Below are 14,854 nucleotides of genomic sequence, written 5' to 3' on the forward strand. Positions count from 1 at the left end.
ACGAAGCCGCCCGGTTCAACGAACCGGGCGGCTTTTTTCATGGACGCATGCGTGCGCATGAGACGTGTCCGCTACTCTTCTTCGTTATCCTCACCGTAGAAGCGCACAATCATTTCCTCGACGAGAAAGCGGTCCTTCGGCGTCAGCGACTGAATCTTGGAAGCGAGTTCAATGGTCTCCGGCGACGGCGGATACTTCTCGCCGCGCGCCATGGGTCTGGCGCTCGCACCGGGCGAAGGTCCATAGTGGAGCCAATGCTCTTTCACGTTCAACCACTCGGCCAGCGTGCGTAACTTGTCCGGCTTCGGAATCGTCGTGCCCGTCAGCCACTTGTGCGCGGTTTGCGGCGTGACCGGACGATCGCCGCGATAGCGAAGGTTAAATTGCTCGGCGAGTTTGGTCCCGCCGCGAATTTTCAGCGGCTCCAGGCTGTCCTTCAGCCTCTTGGCGAAGGCGGCTTTTTCTTTTGGGGTTGGCATGGGCCAGATTGTGCAATTCAGCGTCCTCCCCGTTGACAACCAAACAAGTTCATGTTTAGCGTATTTGAGATGCTTTTAGCTTGACGCGCCCAAGGCATCGGCAGTTCGGCGCGATGTCAAAATTTGCGAATTTTCCATGCTCGGCTTGAGTTCGTGCGATTCGCGTATCGCGTCGAATGTGTGGATTTGTCCTAATGTCGCAGTAACAATCCTAGCTTGATTAAGATCAATCTTACGCGGGGCAAAAAAAGCGCGCGCGGCGACCGGTAGGCGGCTCATCAGCAGGCTTGCCGCAGGCCCCGCGTTACAATGCCCAGCGCCGCGCGGCTGTGCGCGCCGCCCTCCCCGTTCTCCGATTTCGCCGCCCTTCTCTCATGCTGACCACCGACTCCGATCCCATCGTTGCCATTGCCACCGCGCCCGGCCGTGGAGGCATCGGCGTCGTGCGAATCTCGTTCGGGCGCGCGGGCGAGGCTGCCGCGCAGCCGCTGATGCAGGCGCTCACCGGCCAGGCGCTTGCGCCCCGCCACGCGAGCTACGTGCCTTTTCTCGACGACAACGGCGACCCGCTCGATCGCGGCATCGCGCTGTACTTTCCCGCGCCGCATTCGTACACCGGCGAGCACGTGCTCGAGTTGCAGGGTCACGGCGGCCCGGTCGTGCTGCAACTGGTGCTGCAACGCTGCATCGACGCCGGGCGCGCGTTCGGTCTGCGGCTCGCCGAACCCGGCGAATTCACGCGCCGCGCGTTCCTTAATGACAAGCTCGATCTCGCGCAGGCCGAGGCCGTCGCCGACCTGATCGAGGCGAGTACAGAGGCCGCCGCGCGCTCGGCGGGCCGTTCGCTCGACGGCGCGTTCTCGCGCGACATCCACGCTCTGGTCGAAGAAGTGATCACGCTGCGCATGCTGGTCGAGGCCACGCTCGACTTCCCCGAAGAAGAGATCGACTTCCTCGAGGCCGCCGACGCCCGCGGCAAGCTCGCTCGCATTCGCGAGCGCCTCGCGAGTGTGCTCGCCGAGGCGCGGCAAGGTGCGCTGCTGCGTGAGGGGCTTTCCGTGGTGCTTGCGGGGCAACCGAATGTCGGCAAATCGTCGCTATTGAATGCGCTCGCGGGCGCCGAGCTCGCCATCGTCACGCCGATTGCGGGCACCACGCGCGACAAGGTCGCGCAGACCATCCAGATCGAAGGCATTCCGCTTCATGTGATCGACACCGCCGGCCTGCGCGATACCGAAGACGAAGTCGAGAAGATCGGCATTGCGCGCACCTGGAGCGAGATCGAGCGCGCGGACGTGGTGCTTCATCTGCTCGATGCACGCACCGGCATGACCGCCGAGGATGAAACCATCGCAAAGCGCTTTCCCTCGGGCGTGCCAGTCGTGCGCGTGCTGAACAAGACGGATCTGGTTGGCTTGCCGCCGCACACGCGCGCGCTCGACGCCGACCTTGAACTCAGCGAAGTCCGGCTGTCGGCGAAACAGGGCGACGGCGTGAGCCTTTTGCGTGATGAGTTGCTGCGCATCGCCGGCTGGCAGGCGGGCGCCGAGAGCGTCTACCTTGCGCGCGAGCGTCACCTGATCGCGTTGCGCGCGGCGCAGGAACACCTGGCGACGGCCGCCGCCCATGCCGATCAGAACTCGCAGGCACTGGATCTGTTCGCCGAGGAACTGCGGCTCGCGCAGGATCAGCTCAACTCGATTACCGGCGAGTTCAGTTCGGATGATCTGCTGGGAGTGATTTTTAGCAGGTTCTGTATTGGCAAGTGAAGCCGAAGTCGAATGCACCTATAGAGGCACTGTAAACGGTGGCGCACGAGGGAACTCCGCCATTGCGAGCCAAGCGCGCCAGCCGCGTTTGTAGACCATCAGTGCCGCGATTACTTGGTACACAGCACCAAACAGTTTAAACTCGCGCTGTCGCCTCTCAGCCCTCCGAGCATGCCCCGCCGAGCCGTTCCCCTCACCGAATCCCAAGTGCGCGCGCTCGAACCGCGCGCCGCCCGCTACAGCCTCGCCGACGGCAACGGCCTCGTGATCGAAGTGATGACCACAGGCACCAAAGTCTGGCGCTTTCGCTATTCGCTGAACGGCAAGCGCCAGCCGCTCGCCACCATCGGCGATTACCGGATGATTTCGCTGCGCGTCGCGCGAGCCAAGGCGCAAAAGTATGCGGAACTGGTCGCGCAAGGCATTTCGCCGGTCGCCACTGCGCGCCGCGATCGCGGCGCCGAAGCGAAAGCGGAGCTCTTGCGCGAAGCCGCGGAGCTCTACATGGCGACCGAAATGGCGGGCAAGTCGGACGAATATCGCCGCACCACGCGTCGCGCGCTCGACAAGGACGTGTTACCCGCAATCGGCGGCCTGCCGGTGAAGGCCGTCACCGCGGAGCACGTCGTCGCCATCTGCGACAGGATCAAAAGCCGCGGTTCGCCGAAGATGGCGCTGCATACCCGCAACGTCATCAAGCGCCTGTACGAGTATCTGATCGCGCGTCAGCTCGCGACGGCCAACCCGGCGGAAGTCGTGCCGGCGCGCTCCATCGCGACTTTCGAGAGCCGCACGCGCGTGCTGTCCGGCGACGAAATCGGCGCCATGCTGCATTCGATCGAAACATCGAGCATCCGCCGGCCGCTCAAAATCGCGCTGCATCTGCTCGTGCTGACGATGGTCCGCAAATCCGACCTGGTGGAATCGACGTGGGACGAGTTCGACCTCGATAAAGCGCTGTGGCGCATCGGCGCCGCGCGCCTGAAGAAGGACGCCGATCAGCTCGTCTACCTGCCGCAGCAAGCGGTGACGATGCTGCGCGAACTGCATCGCACGCGGGCGAGCGCCACGTTCGTCTTTCCGAGCGTGAGGGGCGACGACCGGCCGATCGCGAAGAGCACGCTCAACCAGGCCGTGAAGGCGCTCGGCCTCGACGTCGAGCATTTCGTTCTGCACGACTTCCGGCGAACGGCGGCCGCACATCTGTGGGAGATGACGGAGCACGCGCAAACGGACAAAAGTTCAGCGAAAACGCGACAAAGGGCGTCGCGCGAGGACAGCTCACGCGATGCCGCGGAACAGCGGCAAATCGCGCAGCGTTGGGCAGACTTTGTCGACGCCCAGCTTGACGCAGCGCGGCAAAGCGCGAGCCGCGCGGGATAAAAAGCGCCGCAGCGCGAGGCGCGGACATGCAGTGGTCGCAAGCTCTCATTTTAAGTACACAGCGCCACCACGCCACGCGGTAACGCGTTGTCTGCAAGGAGAAACCGCTTGCGTTCATCAGGTTACTAAAACACTGACTCGAGACGCGAAGCACCCTGGTGGCCATAGCGTCACGCGGCACTTTTCTCCTGCAATTGATCGCCTACACTGGAGCAACGATGCAACCTTTCCAAGGAGGCTGCCATGTCCGAATCGTTGATCGCTTACCTGCTTGGGCCTACCGTGATGCTGCTGGTCGGCGCGGCAATCTGGGCGACGTCCCGCTATTTCCACAAGGCGGAGCCACCCAGGCTTGAGCGCTGGCTCGATACGCATTACGCGGAGTGGCTGCATCACAGGCACTGACTCGTAACGCCACGTAGCGCCACGCGGCGCTCAAAATGAAAAAGGCCGTCGCAGTCTGGCGACGGCCTTTCTGTCTGCGGCGCGCCGTCATGGCGCGCTGGGAGCTACCACCTAGGGTCCGCATACTCGTATTGCCGCGGCTGCGCCCCGCATGCCACGTACGCACGCTGATACTGGTCGTAGCAATAGCCCGGCGGCGGGCCGTCATAGGCCGGCGTCGGCTGATACACCGGCTGCGCGTAAACCGGCTGCGCATAGACGGGCTGCTGATAAGCCACCGCCGGCGCCGGATTCAATACCGACGTCACCACCGCGCCGAGCACGGCGCCGCCGATCAGCGCGCCGACCAGATCGCCGCCGTCATGGCCATGAGCCGACGCTTGTCCCGCGACGCTCAGGCTGCCCGCCATCATCAAAGCCACTGCTAACTTTTTCATTTTTCGCTCCCGCCGTTGAGGCATGGAACGAATTGTCGGCGAGCCGCACGGAAATAGATGCTGCAAGTGGTAACGACACATTACCTGTGTAACTTCGAACGGTGCCTGTCGGTACGCGCCAAGCAGCGCGGGGAATGTCGCGAACGCGGTCGAAAATCGAACTGACGCCGATCTGGCGGACAATAGGCGCGAATGCCCTGCCCGCACCCAATCTGCAATGATCGATATGGAGAAAAATGCGATGACCTACGACGACAGCAACCCGTTCGCGAAAATTCTGCGTGGCGAACTACCGTGCATCAAGGTCGCGGAAACGGATGCGGCGCTCGCCTTCATGGACCTGATGCCGCAAGCGGACGGCCATCTGCTCGTCGTGCCGAAGGAAGCGGTCGCGGAAATCTTCGATCTCTCGGACGCGGCGACGGTCGCGTGCATCCGCATGACGCAAAAGCTGGCCATCGCCGTGCGTGCGGCGTTGCGTCCGGATGGCGTATTCATCGGCCAGTTCAACGGCGCGGCAGCCGGTCAGACGGTGCCGCATGTGCACTTCCACGTGATTCCGCGTTGGGAAGGACAGCCGTTACGCATGCATGCTCGCGATATGGCCGACGCCGACACGCTCGAAGCGCTCGCCAAACGCATTCGCGCGCATTGGCGCGCCGACTGACGAACTGCGCTTGCGCATCGGAGTACGACGCCGCTGCGCACGCGTCGCCGTGGACGAACACCGCTTATAGCCGATGCCGCGAACGACGCAGCGGATGACGCCAGTCGAGCCGCCGCGGCTTCGCGTGCATGGGTCGCATGTCGTGCAGATGCCGGTGTTCTTGCCACAATTCGTCGGAGAAAAGAAACGCGACGATGAGGAGCGGAAGGACGAGGAAAACGCCCAGTATCAGGTTCTCGATCACGGTGGCCTCCGTTTGCACGAGCATCGAATTCATTTTAGAGCAGCACACGTACCTGCGCTGCCGGCCACCGCGCATTAACTCTGGCGCATAACGCGCGACGTCGCCTGGCATCGTTTATCTTCTGCACGTGCACCGTTATTTCCCAATTTCGACGCGAGTAAACAAATGACTTTGTGTGCAATGCACCAAGCGCATTCCCGCTTGTAGTAATTCGCTTAAATCGAATATCGCGTTTACGCTAATGCCGCATCGCAAAGCTTTACTGGTTAAAGCGCTGCACGATATAAGTCGCTTAGGTATCCGTCGTATTTCGACTGGTTTGCCGCGCTGCCTAAGGCTTAAGCACATGCGGCGCGCGGTGCGACAATTCGCCACTGTTGCAACCGCACACAAGATGTGCTTGTTGTTCTGCACAGTTCTCCTAAAGTGCAAGGTGCGGGTTAGACGATGGAGTTAAACACATAGCTAACCTGAGCATTTGGCCCGCACCGGAGGAACCTATGAAAGCTCGACTCGCCCTTGTTTTCGCCATTGCAAGTCTGGCTGCCGCAACCGTTCAGGCGCAAGACGCCGTGATCAAGCCGCAGCAAACCATTCAGTTCAAGGCCAACGCGTACGGTTGTCTGTCGAAAGACAAGCTCGACGCCGTCAGTCAGCACGCGCAAGCCGGCGAACAGCAGAAAATGCAGGAGTTCTTCTCCGGATATCAATGCGTTTCCACGCCGGAGAATTCGAGCTTCCGCGTGGTGCGTGTTGTCGGCCACGATTTCGAATTCGTGAATGCAGGCAATAGCGACACGCAAGGCCTTTGGGCGAACGATCGATTCATCAAGCAATAATCTGCAGCACGCCAGTATGCGCACGTTCCGGTAAAACGCCGGAACGCAATTGGCTTAAGCAAATTCTCTGGCTTTAAACGCCGGAGACGCTGGGCTTGCGATTAAAAAAAACCGGTTGGACATTTCGAGTGTCCAACCGGTTTTTATTTTTTGCGCGGAACGATTTACGCAGAGCGCGAAAAAAAGCCGATGCGGCATGTCGATCCGCATCGGCAGTACGCCTTCTCGCAAAGCGCAGGAACAACCGTTTATCTCGTCGGAATCGCTCGCGACGTTCAGTGAGAATCGCGCGGCACCGGCGCGCCGCTCGAGCCGACGAGGAAGTCGAGATCCGCGCCCTGATCCGCTTGCAGCACATGCTCGACGTAGAGCTTGTAGTAGCCGCGCTTGGGCGACTCAGGCGCCTGCCATGCAGCGCGCCGGCGCTCGAGTTCCTCGTCGCTGACTTCGAGGTGCAGGCGCCGCGCTTCGACATCGAGTTCGATCATGTCGCCGGTCTGCACGAGAGCCAGAGGGCCGCCCGCGGCCGCTTCCGGCGAGACGTGCAGCACGACCGCGCCATACGCGGTGCCGCTCATGCGTCCATCGGAAATGCGCACCATGTCCGTGATGCCTTTTTGCAGCACCTTCTTCGGCAACGGCATATTGCCCACTTCCGCAAAGCCAGGATAGCCCTTCGGCCCTGCGCCCTTCAGCACCATGATGCAGTTTTCGTCGATGTCGAGGGCTTCGTCGTCGATCTTCGCGTGCAGTTCCTCGATGTTCTCGAACACCACCGCGCGGCCGCGATGCTTGAGCAGCTCGGCAGTCGCCGCCGACGGCTTGATCACCGCGCCATTCGGCGCGAGATTGCCCTTCAGCACCGCGATGCCCGCCTTCGCCTTGAACGGCTCGGCGAATGTCGTGATGACTTTCTCGTCGTAATTCGACGCGTTGCGCACGTTGTCCCAGATCGTCTTGCCGTTCACGGTCAGGGCTTCGCGATGCAGCAGACCTTGTTCGCCGAGTTGCTTCAGAACAGCGGGCAAACCGCCGGCGTAATAAAAATCTTCCATCAGGTATTCGCCCGACGGCTGCAGGTTGACGAGGCACGGCACGTTGGAACCGAGCTCCCAGTCTTCCAGCGAAAGCTCCACGCCGATGCGCTTCGCAAGCGCGATCAGGTGCACCACCGCATTGGTCGAGCCGCCAATCGCGGCGTTCGTGCGGATCGCGTTTTCGAACGCCTGGCGCGTGAGAATCTTGTCCATCGTCAGATCTTCGCGAACCATGTCGACGATGCGCCGACCGGCCAGATGCGCAAGCACCTGACGGCGTGCGTCGACGGCCGGAATCGCCGCGTTCTGCGGCAAGCCCATGCCGAGCGATTCGACCATCGAAGCCATCGTCGAAGCCGTGCCCATCGTCATGCAATGGCCGCGCGAGCGGTTCATGCACGACTCGGCTTCGGTGAATTCTTCCTGCGTCATCGTGCCGGCGCGCACTTCCTCGGACATCTGCCAGACACCCGTGCCCGAGCCGATATGCTTGCCGCGAAAGCGCCCGTTCAGCATCGGTCCGCCCGACACCGCGAGCGACGGCAGATTGCACGACGCCGCGCCCATCAGCAGCGCGGGCGTGGTCTTGTCGCAGCCGACGAGCAGAATCACGCCGTCCATCGGATTGCCGCGAATCGATTCCTCCACGTCCATCGAAGCGAGGTTGCGAAACAGCATCGCCGTCGGCCGCAGATTCGTTTCGCCGAGCGACATCACCGGAAACTCGAGCGGCAGGCCGCCGGCCTCATGCACGCCTTTTTTTACGTACTCGGCGAGCTCGCGAAAATGCGCGTTGCAAGGCGTCAGTTCCGACCACGTATTGCAGATGCCGATGACCGGGCGGCCGTCGAATTCGTCGTGCGGAATGCCCTGGTTTTTCATCCACGAACGATGCAGAAAACCGTCGCGGTCCTTGAGGCCGAACCACGCCTGGCTGCGCAGCGGCTTTTTAGTCTGGTTGGAATCAGCCATGAAATCTCCTGTTGGCAAACGTGTAGAGCGGGGCGCCTGTCAGTGCACGCGCTTGCTGCGGCGGAACTGGTCGAACAGCACCGCGAGCAGCAGAATCCCGCCGCGAATCAGGTATTGATAGAAAGTCGGCACGTTCATCAGGCTCATTGCGTCCTGCACCGAGCCCATGATCAGCACGCCGACCAGCACGCCGGAAATCGTCGCGACGCCGCCCGTCAGCGACACGCCGCCGAGCACGCACGCGGAAATCACGCCGAGTTCCAGGCCGACCGATGTTTTCGGATCGCCGAGACTCATACGCGACGCAAGCATCACGCCCGCAAAGCCCGTCACGAGACCTTGCAGCACGAACACCGTGATCTTGATGCGCGTGACGGGCAGACCGGCAAGCAACGCGGCCTCGCTATTGCCGCCGACAGCCAGCACGTTCTTGCCGAACACCGTCTTCTTCAGCAGAAAACCGAACAGCACGAAGCCGACGATGTTGCTCCAGATCGGAAACGAAATGCCGAGGAACGAGCCGCCGCCAAGATCGAAGAAGCGTTCTTCCGAAATCATCACCGCGTCGCCGCTCGACGTGATGTAGGCGAGACCGCGGACGACTTCCATCATCGCGAGCGTGACGATCAGCGAGTTGATCTTGTAGCGCGCGACCAGCACGCCGTTGACAAGCCCGACCGCGCCGCCCGCGAGCACGCCCGCGGCCACGCCGAGCATCACGCTATGCGTCGCCGTGATGAGCGTGGACGCCACCACGCCCGCAAAGGCCACGATCGACGCCACCGACAGATCGACTTCGCCGAGCGCGAGCACGAACATCATCGTCACCGAGATCGAGCCGATCAGCGTGACGGAAAGCAGCAAGCCCTGAATGTTTCGCGAGCTCAGAAAGTCTGGCACGGTGAACGACAGCACCGCGAACAGAATGATGAACACCATCACGATGCCGGACTTGTTGATCAGATCCCACGTGCGCGCCGCGCGCGCGCTCAGGCCCGCGGAAGCGACGGCCGGCGTGGAGGATTCGGTTGAAGGTGTGTTCATGATGTGTGTTCCGTTTCAATGCCGCGGTTTCGATTCAGCGGCGCGACTCAGTTTGCGTTCGGTTGCGTTCGGTTGCGTTCGTTCGGTTGTATGCGGCTAGCGGGGCAGGGCGAGCTTGATGAGCACATCGGGCGTGGCCTGCGCCTTGGGCAGATCGCCGACGAGGCGTCCTTCCTTCATCACGATCACGCGGTCGGCCACGCCGATCACTTCCGCGAGATCGCTCGACACCACGATCACCGTGCGGCCCGCTTCGGCGAGCCCATACAGCAGCCCATAAATTTCGCTGCGCGCGCCGACGTCGATGCCGCGCGTGGGCTCGTCCATCAGAAACACGTCGATCTCTTCGGCCAGCCAGCGCGACAAAATCACCTTCTGCTGATTGCCGCCGGAGAGCGTGCCGATCGGCGTCTCTCCGTTGCGCGTCTTGATCGCGAGCTTGCCGATGAACTCCTTCGCGGTCTGCGCTTCCTTGCGGCCGTTGAGCACGTTAAAGCGGCTGAAATGGCGGCGGCAACTGATGTTGAGGTTGTCCGATACCGAAGCGATCGAGACGATGCCTTCCTGTTTGCGGTCTTCCGGACACAGCGCGACGCCTGCGCGCACCGCGTCGCGCGGCGTGGCGAAACGCGCCGGCTTGCCTTTGAGCGTGATGTCGCCGGCGGTCGGCTTGACCGCGCCGTAGATGAGCTTCATCAACTCCGAACGCCCCGCGCCGACGAGCCCGAAGAAGCCGACTATCTCGCCTTTGCGCGCGGAGAAAGTGGCCGGCTCGCGCAGCCCCTTACCCATGAGTCCCTTGACGTCGAGCTGCACGTCGCCGAGTTCGCGAGTGCGATAGCCGTACACGTCGGCGATCGAGCGGCCCACCATGCAACTGATCAGACGATCGCGGTCGAGCCCGGCGCCTGCATCGAACGTATCGATGCGGCGGCCGTCGCGGAACACGGTCACGCGATCGCACAGTTCGTAGACCTCGTCCATCCGATGCGTGACGTAGATGATCGCGCGGCCTTCGGCCCGCAACGCCCGGATGATCCGAAACAGTTGCGTGGTTTCGCGCGACGACAGCGAACTCGTCGGTTCGTCGAATGCGATCACGCGCGCGTCGCGCATCAGCGCCTTGCCGATCTCGATCATCTGCCGCTGACCGATCGACAGATTCTTTACCTGCTGCGACGGGTCGATTTTTTCGCCGAGCCGTTCGAGTTCGCGCAGCGCGCGCGCAACCAGCGCCTTTTCGTCAAGGATGCCGAAGCGATTCGGCAGCGCGCCGAGCATGAGGTTTTCCGCAACCGTCAGCTCGGGCACCAGATGCAATTCCTGATAGATGATCGCGACGCCCGCGGCAATCGCGGCCTTCGTCGTAGTGAACTGCTGCTCGACGCCGCCGAGCGACAACGTCCCCGCCGCCGGCTGATTCACGCCGGACAGCACCTTGAGCAGCGTCGATTTGCCCGCGCCGTTTTCGCCCATCAGGCCATGCACTTCGCCGCGCCGCACTTCCAGCGACACCTGGTCGAGCGCGAGCACGCCGGGAAAGCGCACGGTGATGCCGTCGAGTTGCAGATACGGCTCGCTCGACGCAAGCGCCGCGGCAGGCGAGGGCGCTTGCACCGGCACAGAAGCATCGCCGGTGGAAGGCGCAGTGTGTGTGGACGTCATCGAAAAAAACCTCGGTAGTGATCAGGCTGGGCGGGCCGCGCGCGCTTCAACGCACATGAGAGACGCGGCCCGCCGCGTGCAAGGTCGAACGCGGCTTAAATGCCGAGTTCCTTGCGCACGTCCTGCCAGTTGCCGCGCACCATCAGCTTGCCGGTGGTTTGCGTATCGGCGGGCGGCTGCTTGCCGTCCTTGATCCACTGCACGAGGTTCTCGGTGCTTTCGCGGCCATGCATCGTCGAGCTCACGGCGATCGTGCCGTAGAAGCCCGTCGGCTCCTTCTTCTGGAATTCGGCAAAGGCTTCGCCCGCGCCGTTGATGCCGACGCCGATCACGTCCGCCGCCGGAATGTGCAGTTGCTCGGTGGCGCGCACGCCGCCCAGCACGCTTTCCTCGTTCAGCGCGAAGATCACCCACTTCTTGATGTTCGGATGCTGCGCGAGCACCGGCGACGAAGCGTTGAAGCCGCCCTCGTCGTCGGTCGTCTTTTGCGGGGCGTCGAAGATATTTTCTTTCTTGAAGCCGCCGGCGAGCAGCGATTGCGTCGCGCCGTCGGTGCGCAGCTTCGCGGTCGGCAGCTCGTAGTTCGTGATGCGCAGCGCGCCGACTTCTTCCGGCTTCCAGCCGCGGCGCTTCATTTCCTCGGCGATGGCCGTGCCGACCTGATTGCCGATCTTGAACGCGGACATGCCCAGATGCGGCACGTTCGGCAGCGGCTTGCCGCTCGAGTCGACCAACTGATCGTCGACGGTGACGAACTTCATGTTGTAGCGCTTCGCGCGCGCCTGAATCGCCGGTCCGAGACGCACGTCGGGCGCGCAGATCACGAAGCCCTTCGCGCCTTGAGCGCCGAGATTGTCGATGGCGGACAGCACTTTTTCACCGTCCGGCGTGCCGATGTTCACCACCGAAAAGCCGTCCTTCTGGCCGAGCGCCGTCGCGGCTTTCTGTTCGTTGATGAACCATGCCTGTTCCGGCATCTTCACGAGGAAGCCGACTTTGAGCGGCTGATCCGCATGCGCGGAAAGTTGCATCGCGAAGGGCGCGGCGAGGGTGGCCGCGGCGATCGCGGTGAGCGTCAAACGACGAAGCTTGCTGGTCATGTCTGTCTCCTGAGGTTGAAAAGCTGCATTGATTTCGTTTATGTGCAGCGAGGCGATACACGGCGTTAGCCGGAACTTGAAAACTGAGCCAGGAAATCCGATGCGGAATCGATGCGGGCGGCGACGTGCATATGAGTCACCGGGATCAGCTCGCGACGTAGGCCGTTTTCACGGCCGTCCAGAACGCCGCGTCGGTCGAGCCATACGCGGACGCCTTGCGCCCGCCGCCAGGCGCGTGATGCTCGACTGCCGTCGTCGGCAGATTGATCGTGACGAGGCCGCTATGCACATGGCGGCGAAAATGCCGGGCGCGGCTCAACGAACGCGTGCAGATGCCGGCGCACAGACCATAGGCGGTGTCGTTCGCGAGAGTCAGCGCGTGCTCGTAATCGTCAGCGCGCAAGACGACCGCAAGCGGTCCGAAGATTTCTTCGCGCGCAATCCGATGCTCGGCTTCGCCCGCGAACAGCGCCGGTTCGAAGAAGTAGCCGCGCGTCGCGCGTTCGAGTTGCCGGCCGCCGTGCAGCAGTCGCGCGCCTTCCTGCGCCGCGATTCGCACGTAGTCGAGATTGCGCTCCAGTTGCGCGGCGTTCGCGACGGGGCCCACGTCGGTGCCGTGCTTCAGCGCATGGTCGACGGTGAGTTTCGCGAGCCTTGCCTGCAACGCGTCGACGAACGGCTCGTAGATCGCGCGTTCGACGATCAGACGCGCCGCCGCCGTGCTGCGCTGGCCGGTCGAGCCGTAGGCGCCGGTCAACGCGGCATCGACGGCGATGTCGAGATCGGCATCGGCCAGCACGACGAACGGGTTCTTGCCGCCCATCTCCAGTTGCACGCGCGCCTGACGCGCCGCCGCGGCTTGCAGCACACGCGTGCCGGTTTCCGCCGATCCGCTGAAGCTGATGCCCGCGACGAGCGGATGCGCGACGATCCGCGCGCCGACCTGCCGGCCGCTGCCCATCACCAGATTGAACACGCCCGCCGGCAAACCCGCGCGGCTCACGATGGAAGCCAACGCCGCCGCGCAAGCCGGCGTCGATTCCGCCGGCTTGAAGACGACGCAATTGCCGTGCGCCAGCGCGGCGCCGATCTTGGCCGCGGCAGTCGCGAGCGGCGCGCTCCACGGCGCGATGATGCCGACCACGCCGAGCGGCTCGCGCGTCATGTCGATTTCGACGCCGGCACGCGCCGACGCCACCGGCTCCGAGTACGCGCGCTGTGCATCGGCGGCGAGCAGCTTGAAGGTCTGCCCGGCGCGCGTGGCTTCGCTCAGCGCTTCGGGCAAAGTTTTGCCCACTTCGCGCGCTAGCAGACGGCCGAGTTCGTCGCGGCGTGCGAGCATTTCGCTGCCGATTGCGTCGAGCGCGTCCGCGCGGCGCTGGCCCGAACTCAGCGACCATTCGCCGAAAGCCGCATTGGCCGCTTCAATCGCGCTGTCGGTCTGCCGCACGTCGGCGCGAACATATTCGCCGACCGGGTCGTCGAGATCCGACGGATTCAGCGAAACGCCCGTGGTCGCGCCCGTCTCCCAGCCGCCATTGATGTAATGGCGCAGCGGGCTGGCAACGAGCGGGACGAGCGGATCGCGGTTCATCGACGGAATGGCGCCATAGGAGAAGCCTGGAAAGTCCACGAATGGTATGAGCGGGCGCAATAACTTTCCAATCCCTTTTTAGGCTATCCCGATAACAATTCCGGTATGGCATCATGGCGCCAACGATAATGATGTTGGAGACAGGCCATGACGCGTAGCTACTCGAACTGGTTCGTGCGTGCGCGGCTGAAGACGCGGCAGTTGCTGCTGCTGGCCGCGATGGAGGAAGAAGGCAACGTGCGGCGCGCCGCCGACGTCCTGGGCATGACGCAGCCGGCGGCTTCGCGGCTCCTCAAGGAACTGGAGGACATGCTGGGCGTGAGCCTCTTCGACCGCACGCCGCACGGCATGCACGCGACGCTGTACGGCGAGGTGATGATCCGTCATGCGCGCATGGTGCTCTCGAATCTGAGCCACGCACACGACGAAATCTCGGCGCTGCGCGCGGGGCTCGCCGGGCAGGTGCGCATCGGCGTGATCGCGGCGGCGGCGGCCACGATGGTGCCGCGCGCGATCGCGAGCGTGAAGGAGCGTTATCCGCAATTGCAGATCTGGGCGGAAGTCGAAACGTCGGACGTGATGCTGCCGCGGCTCGCCGAAGGCGAACTCGACATCATGATCGGCCGGGTGCTCGAGCGGCAAAATCAGTTCAAGACCGAAGTCCGCTACGAACCGCTCGCCGACGAACCGCTGTGCGTGGTCGCGCGGCCGGGCCATCCGCTGGAAAACGAGAGCGGGCTGACGCTGCGGGGAATCGTCAACGCGAGCTGGGTGCTGCATCCGCCGGGCAGCGTGTTGCGGCATCGTTTCGATCTGATGTTTTCGCAGATCGGCCTGAATCCGCCGCAGAACGTGGTCAACACCAACAACTTTCTGGCGATTTCGAGCCTGCTGCTTCAGAGCGACATGTTGGCGGTTTTGCCGAACGAAGTGGCGGGCCAGTACCAACAGTACGGCGTGCTGAAGCGCCTGCCGATCGATTTGCCATGCAGGATGGACACTTTCGGTATCATCACGCGCCAGTCGCACCTGCTTTCGCCGGCCGCGTCGGTCGTGCTGGAAGCGCTGCGCGAGGCCGCGGGCGAGGTGTACGGCGCGCCGTCGGAGGCGGCCATGGTTCGATAAATGCTTCCTCCCTTCATGAGATGGCCGGCTGACGGCAGGGAGGGACGCAAAATGTACAACAAACACGGAAGACGGCAACGCGCCGTCGACGATT

General features: G+C 63.0%; 14 protein-coding genes. 6 read left to right on the forward strand and 8 right to left on the reverse strand.

Going from position 1 to position 14,854, the window contains the following annotated elements:
* Positions 1 to 71 precede the first annotated feature (71 nt).
* A complete protein-coding gene (locus tag C8K18_RS22720) occupies positions 72 to 479 on the reverse strand; it encodes a transcriptional regulator (protein ID WP_107710077.1) in 408 nt (135 codons plus the stop codon).
* Positions 480 to 853: 374 nt separating this feature from the next.
* Here C8K18_RS22720 and mnmE point away from each other — a divergent pair, with 374 nt between their 5' ends.
* From mnmE to C8K18_RS33385, 3 genes are all read left to right on the forward strand, one after another.
* The gene (gene mnmE / locus C8K18_RS22725; RefSeq protein WP_107710076.1) at positions 854 to 2,248 is read left to right on the forward strand and encodes a tRNA uridine-5-carboxymethylaminomethyl(34) synthesis GTPase MnmE; all 1,395 of its coding nucleotides are present in this window, start codon (positions 854 to 856) and stop codon (positions 2,246 to 2,248) included.
* Positions 2,249 to 2,419: 171 nt separating this feature from the next.
* Complete coding sequence (locus C8K18_RS22730) at positions 2,420 to 3,631, forward strand: integrase arm-type DNA-binding domain-containing protein (protein ID WP_107710075.1); 1,212 nt, start codon at positions 2,420 to 2,422, stop codon at positions 3,629 to 3,631.
* Positions 3,632 to 3,874: 243 nt separating this feature from the next.
* Positions 3,875 to 4,036: a hypothetical protein gene (locus tag C8K18_RS33385; RefSeq protein ID WP_006050609.1), complete on the forward strand. Its 162-nt coding sequence runs from the start codon at positions 3,875 to 3,877 to the stop codon at positions 4,034 to 4,036.
* Positions 4,037 to 4,140: 104 nt separating this feature from the next.
* On the opposite strand, the gene C8K18_RS22735 is transcribed toward C8K18_RS33385, so the two are convergent.
* The gene (locus tag C8K18_RS22735; protein ID WP_107710073.1) at positions 4,141 to 4,473 is read right to left on the reverse strand and encodes an ecotin precursor; all 333 of its coding nucleotides are present in this window, start codon (positions 4,471 to 4,473) and stop codon (positions 4,141 to 4,143) included.
* A gap of 241 nt (positions 4,474 to 4,714) precedes the next feature.
* Between C8K18_RS22735 and C8K18_RS22740 the strand changes: the two genes are divergently transcribed.
* Positions 4,715 to 5,140: an HIT family protein gene (locus C8K18_RS22740; protein WP_107710107.1), complete on the forward strand. Its 426-nt coding sequence runs from the start codon at positions 4,715 to 4,717 to the stop codon at positions 5,138 to 5,140.
* 64 nt (positions 5,141 to 5,204) lie between these two features.
* Here C8K18_RS22740 and C8K18_RS22745 read toward each other — a convergent pair whose 3' ends face one another.
* Positions 5,205 to 5,417, reverse strand: a complete 213-nt coding sequence (locus C8K18_RS22745; RefSeq protein WP_006050612.1) for a hypothetical protein — start codon at positions 5,415 to 5,417, stop codon at positions 5,205 to 5,207.
* A 467-nt stretch (positions 5,418 to 5,884) separates the two neighbouring features.
* Between C8K18_RS22745 and sap1 the strand changes: the two genes are divergently transcribed.
* Positions 5,885 to 6,223: a surface attachment protein Sap1 gene (sap1, locus tag C8K18_RS22750; protein ID WP_006050613.1), complete on the forward strand. Its 339-nt coding sequence runs from the start codon at positions 5,885 to 5,887 to the stop codon at positions 6,221 to 6,223.
* A 275-nt stretch (positions 6,224 to 6,498) separates the two neighbouring features.
* Here the strand turns inward: sap1 and C8K18_RS22755 are convergent, their stop codons facing one another.
* The 5 genes from C8K18_RS22755 to C8K18_RS22775 form a co-directional block, all read right to left on the reverse strand.
* A complete protein-coding gene (locus C8K18_RS22755) occupies positions 6,499 to 8,232 on the reverse strand; it encodes an IlvD/Edd family dehydratase (RefSeq protein ID WP_029971179.1) in 1,734 nt (577 codons plus the stop codon).
* 39 nt (positions 8,233 to 8,271) lie between these two features.
* A complete protein-coding gene (araH, locus tag C8K18_RS22760) occupies positions 8,272 to 9,276 on the reverse strand; it encodes an L-arabinose ABC transporter permease AraH (RefSeq protein ID WP_006050615.1) in 1,005 nt (334 codons plus the stop codon).
* A 96-nt stretch (positions 9,277 to 9,372) separates the two neighbouring features.
* Entirely contained in the window at positions 9,373 to 10,941 is a 1,569-nt protein-coding gene (araG, locus tag C8K18_RS22765) for an L-arabinose ABC transporter ATP-binding protein AraG (RefSeq protein WP_107710071.1), read from the reverse strand.
* Between the two features lie 95 nt (positions 10,942 to 11,036).
* Positions 11,037 to 12,041, reverse strand: coding sequence for an arabinose ABC transporter substrate-binding protein (locus C8K18_RS22770; protein WP_006050617.1), 1,005 nt, complete (start codon positions 12,039 to 12,041; stop codon positions 11,037 to 11,039).
* 145 nt (positions 12,042 to 12,186) lie between these two features.
* Positions 12,187 to 13,635, reverse strand: coding sequence for an aldehyde dehydrogenase family protein (locus tag C8K18_RS22775; protein WP_107710069.1), 1,449 nt, complete (start codon positions 13,633 to 13,635; stop codon positions 12,187 to 12,189).
* Between the two features lie 147 nt (positions 13,636 to 13,782).
* Here C8K18_RS22775 and C8K18_RS22780 point away from each other — a divergent pair, with 147 nt between their 5' ends.
* The gene (locus tag C8K18_RS22780; protein WP_006050620.1) at positions 13,783 to 14,760 is read left to right on the forward strand and encodes a LysR family transcriptional regulator; all 978 of its coding nucleotides are present in this window, start codon (positions 13,783 to 13,785) and stop codon (positions 14,758 to 14,760) included.
* The last annotated feature ends 94 nt before the right edge of the window (positions 14,761 to 14,854 follow it).

It is taken from the genome of Paraburkholderia sp. GV068, from assembly GCF_003058125.1.
GTDB lineage: Bacteria > Pseudomonadota > Gammaproteobacteria > Burkholderiales > Burkholderiaceae > Paraburkholderia > Paraburkholderia graminis.

Excerpts from the sequence above, each read along its gene's own strand:
- C8K18_RS22720 (WP_107710077.1), bottom strand. The coding sequence starts at position 479 with ATGCCAACCCCAAAAGAAAAAGCCGCCTTCGCCAAGAGGCTGAAGGAC.
- mnmE (WP_107710076.1), top strand. The coding sequence starts at position 854 with ATGCTGACCACCGACTCCGATCCCATCGTTGCCATTGCCACCGCGCCC.
- C8K18_RS22730 (WP_107710075.1), top strand. The coding sequence starts at position 2,420 with ATGCCCCGCCGAGCCGTTCCCCTCACCGAATCCCAAGTGCGCGCGCTC.
- C8K18_RS33385 (WP_006050609.1), top strand. The coding sequence starts at position 3,875 with ATGTCCGAATCGTTGATCGCTTACCTGCTTGGGCCTACCGTGATGCTG.
- C8K18_RS22735 (WP_107710073.1), bottom strand. The coding sequence starts at position 4,473 with ATGAAAAAGTTAGCAGTGGCTTTGATGATGGCGGGCAGCCTGAGCGTC.
- C8K18_RS22740 (WP_107710107.1), top strand. The coding sequence starts at position 4,715 with ATGACCTACGACGACAGCAACCCGTTCGCGAAAATTCTGCGTGGCGAA.
- C8K18_RS22745 (WP_006050612.1), bottom strand. The coding sequence starts at position 5,417 with ATGAATTCGATGCTCGTGCAAACGGAGGCCACCGTGATCGAGAACCTG.
- sap1 (WP_006050613.1), top strand. The coding sequence starts at position 5,885 with ATGAAAGCTCGACTCGCCCTTGTTTTCGCCATTGCAAGTCTGGCTGCC.
- C8K18_RS22755 (WP_029971179.1), bottom strand. The coding sequence starts at position 8,232 with ATGGCTGATTCCAACCAGACTAAAAAGCCGCTGCGCAGCCAGGCGTGG.
- araH (WP_006050615.1), bottom strand. The coding sequence starts at position 9,276 with ATGAACACACCTTCAACCGAATCCTCCACGCCGGCCGTCGCTTCCGCG.
- araG (WP_107710071.1), bottom strand. The coding sequence starts at position 10,941 with ATGACGTCCACACACACTGCGCCTTCCACCGGCGATGCTTCTGTGCCG.
- C8K18_RS22770 (WP_006050617.1), bottom strand. The coding sequence starts at position 12,041 with ATGACCAGCAAGCTTCGTCGTTTGACGCTCACCGCGATCGCCGCGGCC.
- C8K18_RS22775 (WP_107710069.1), bottom strand. The coding sequence starts at position 13,635 with ATGAACCGCGATCCGCTCGTCCCGCTCGTTGCCAGCCCGCTGCGCCAT.
- C8K18_RS22780 (WP_006050620.1), top strand. The coding sequence starts at position 13,783 with ATGACGCGTAGCTACTCGAACTGGTTCGTGCGTGCGCGGCTGAAGACG.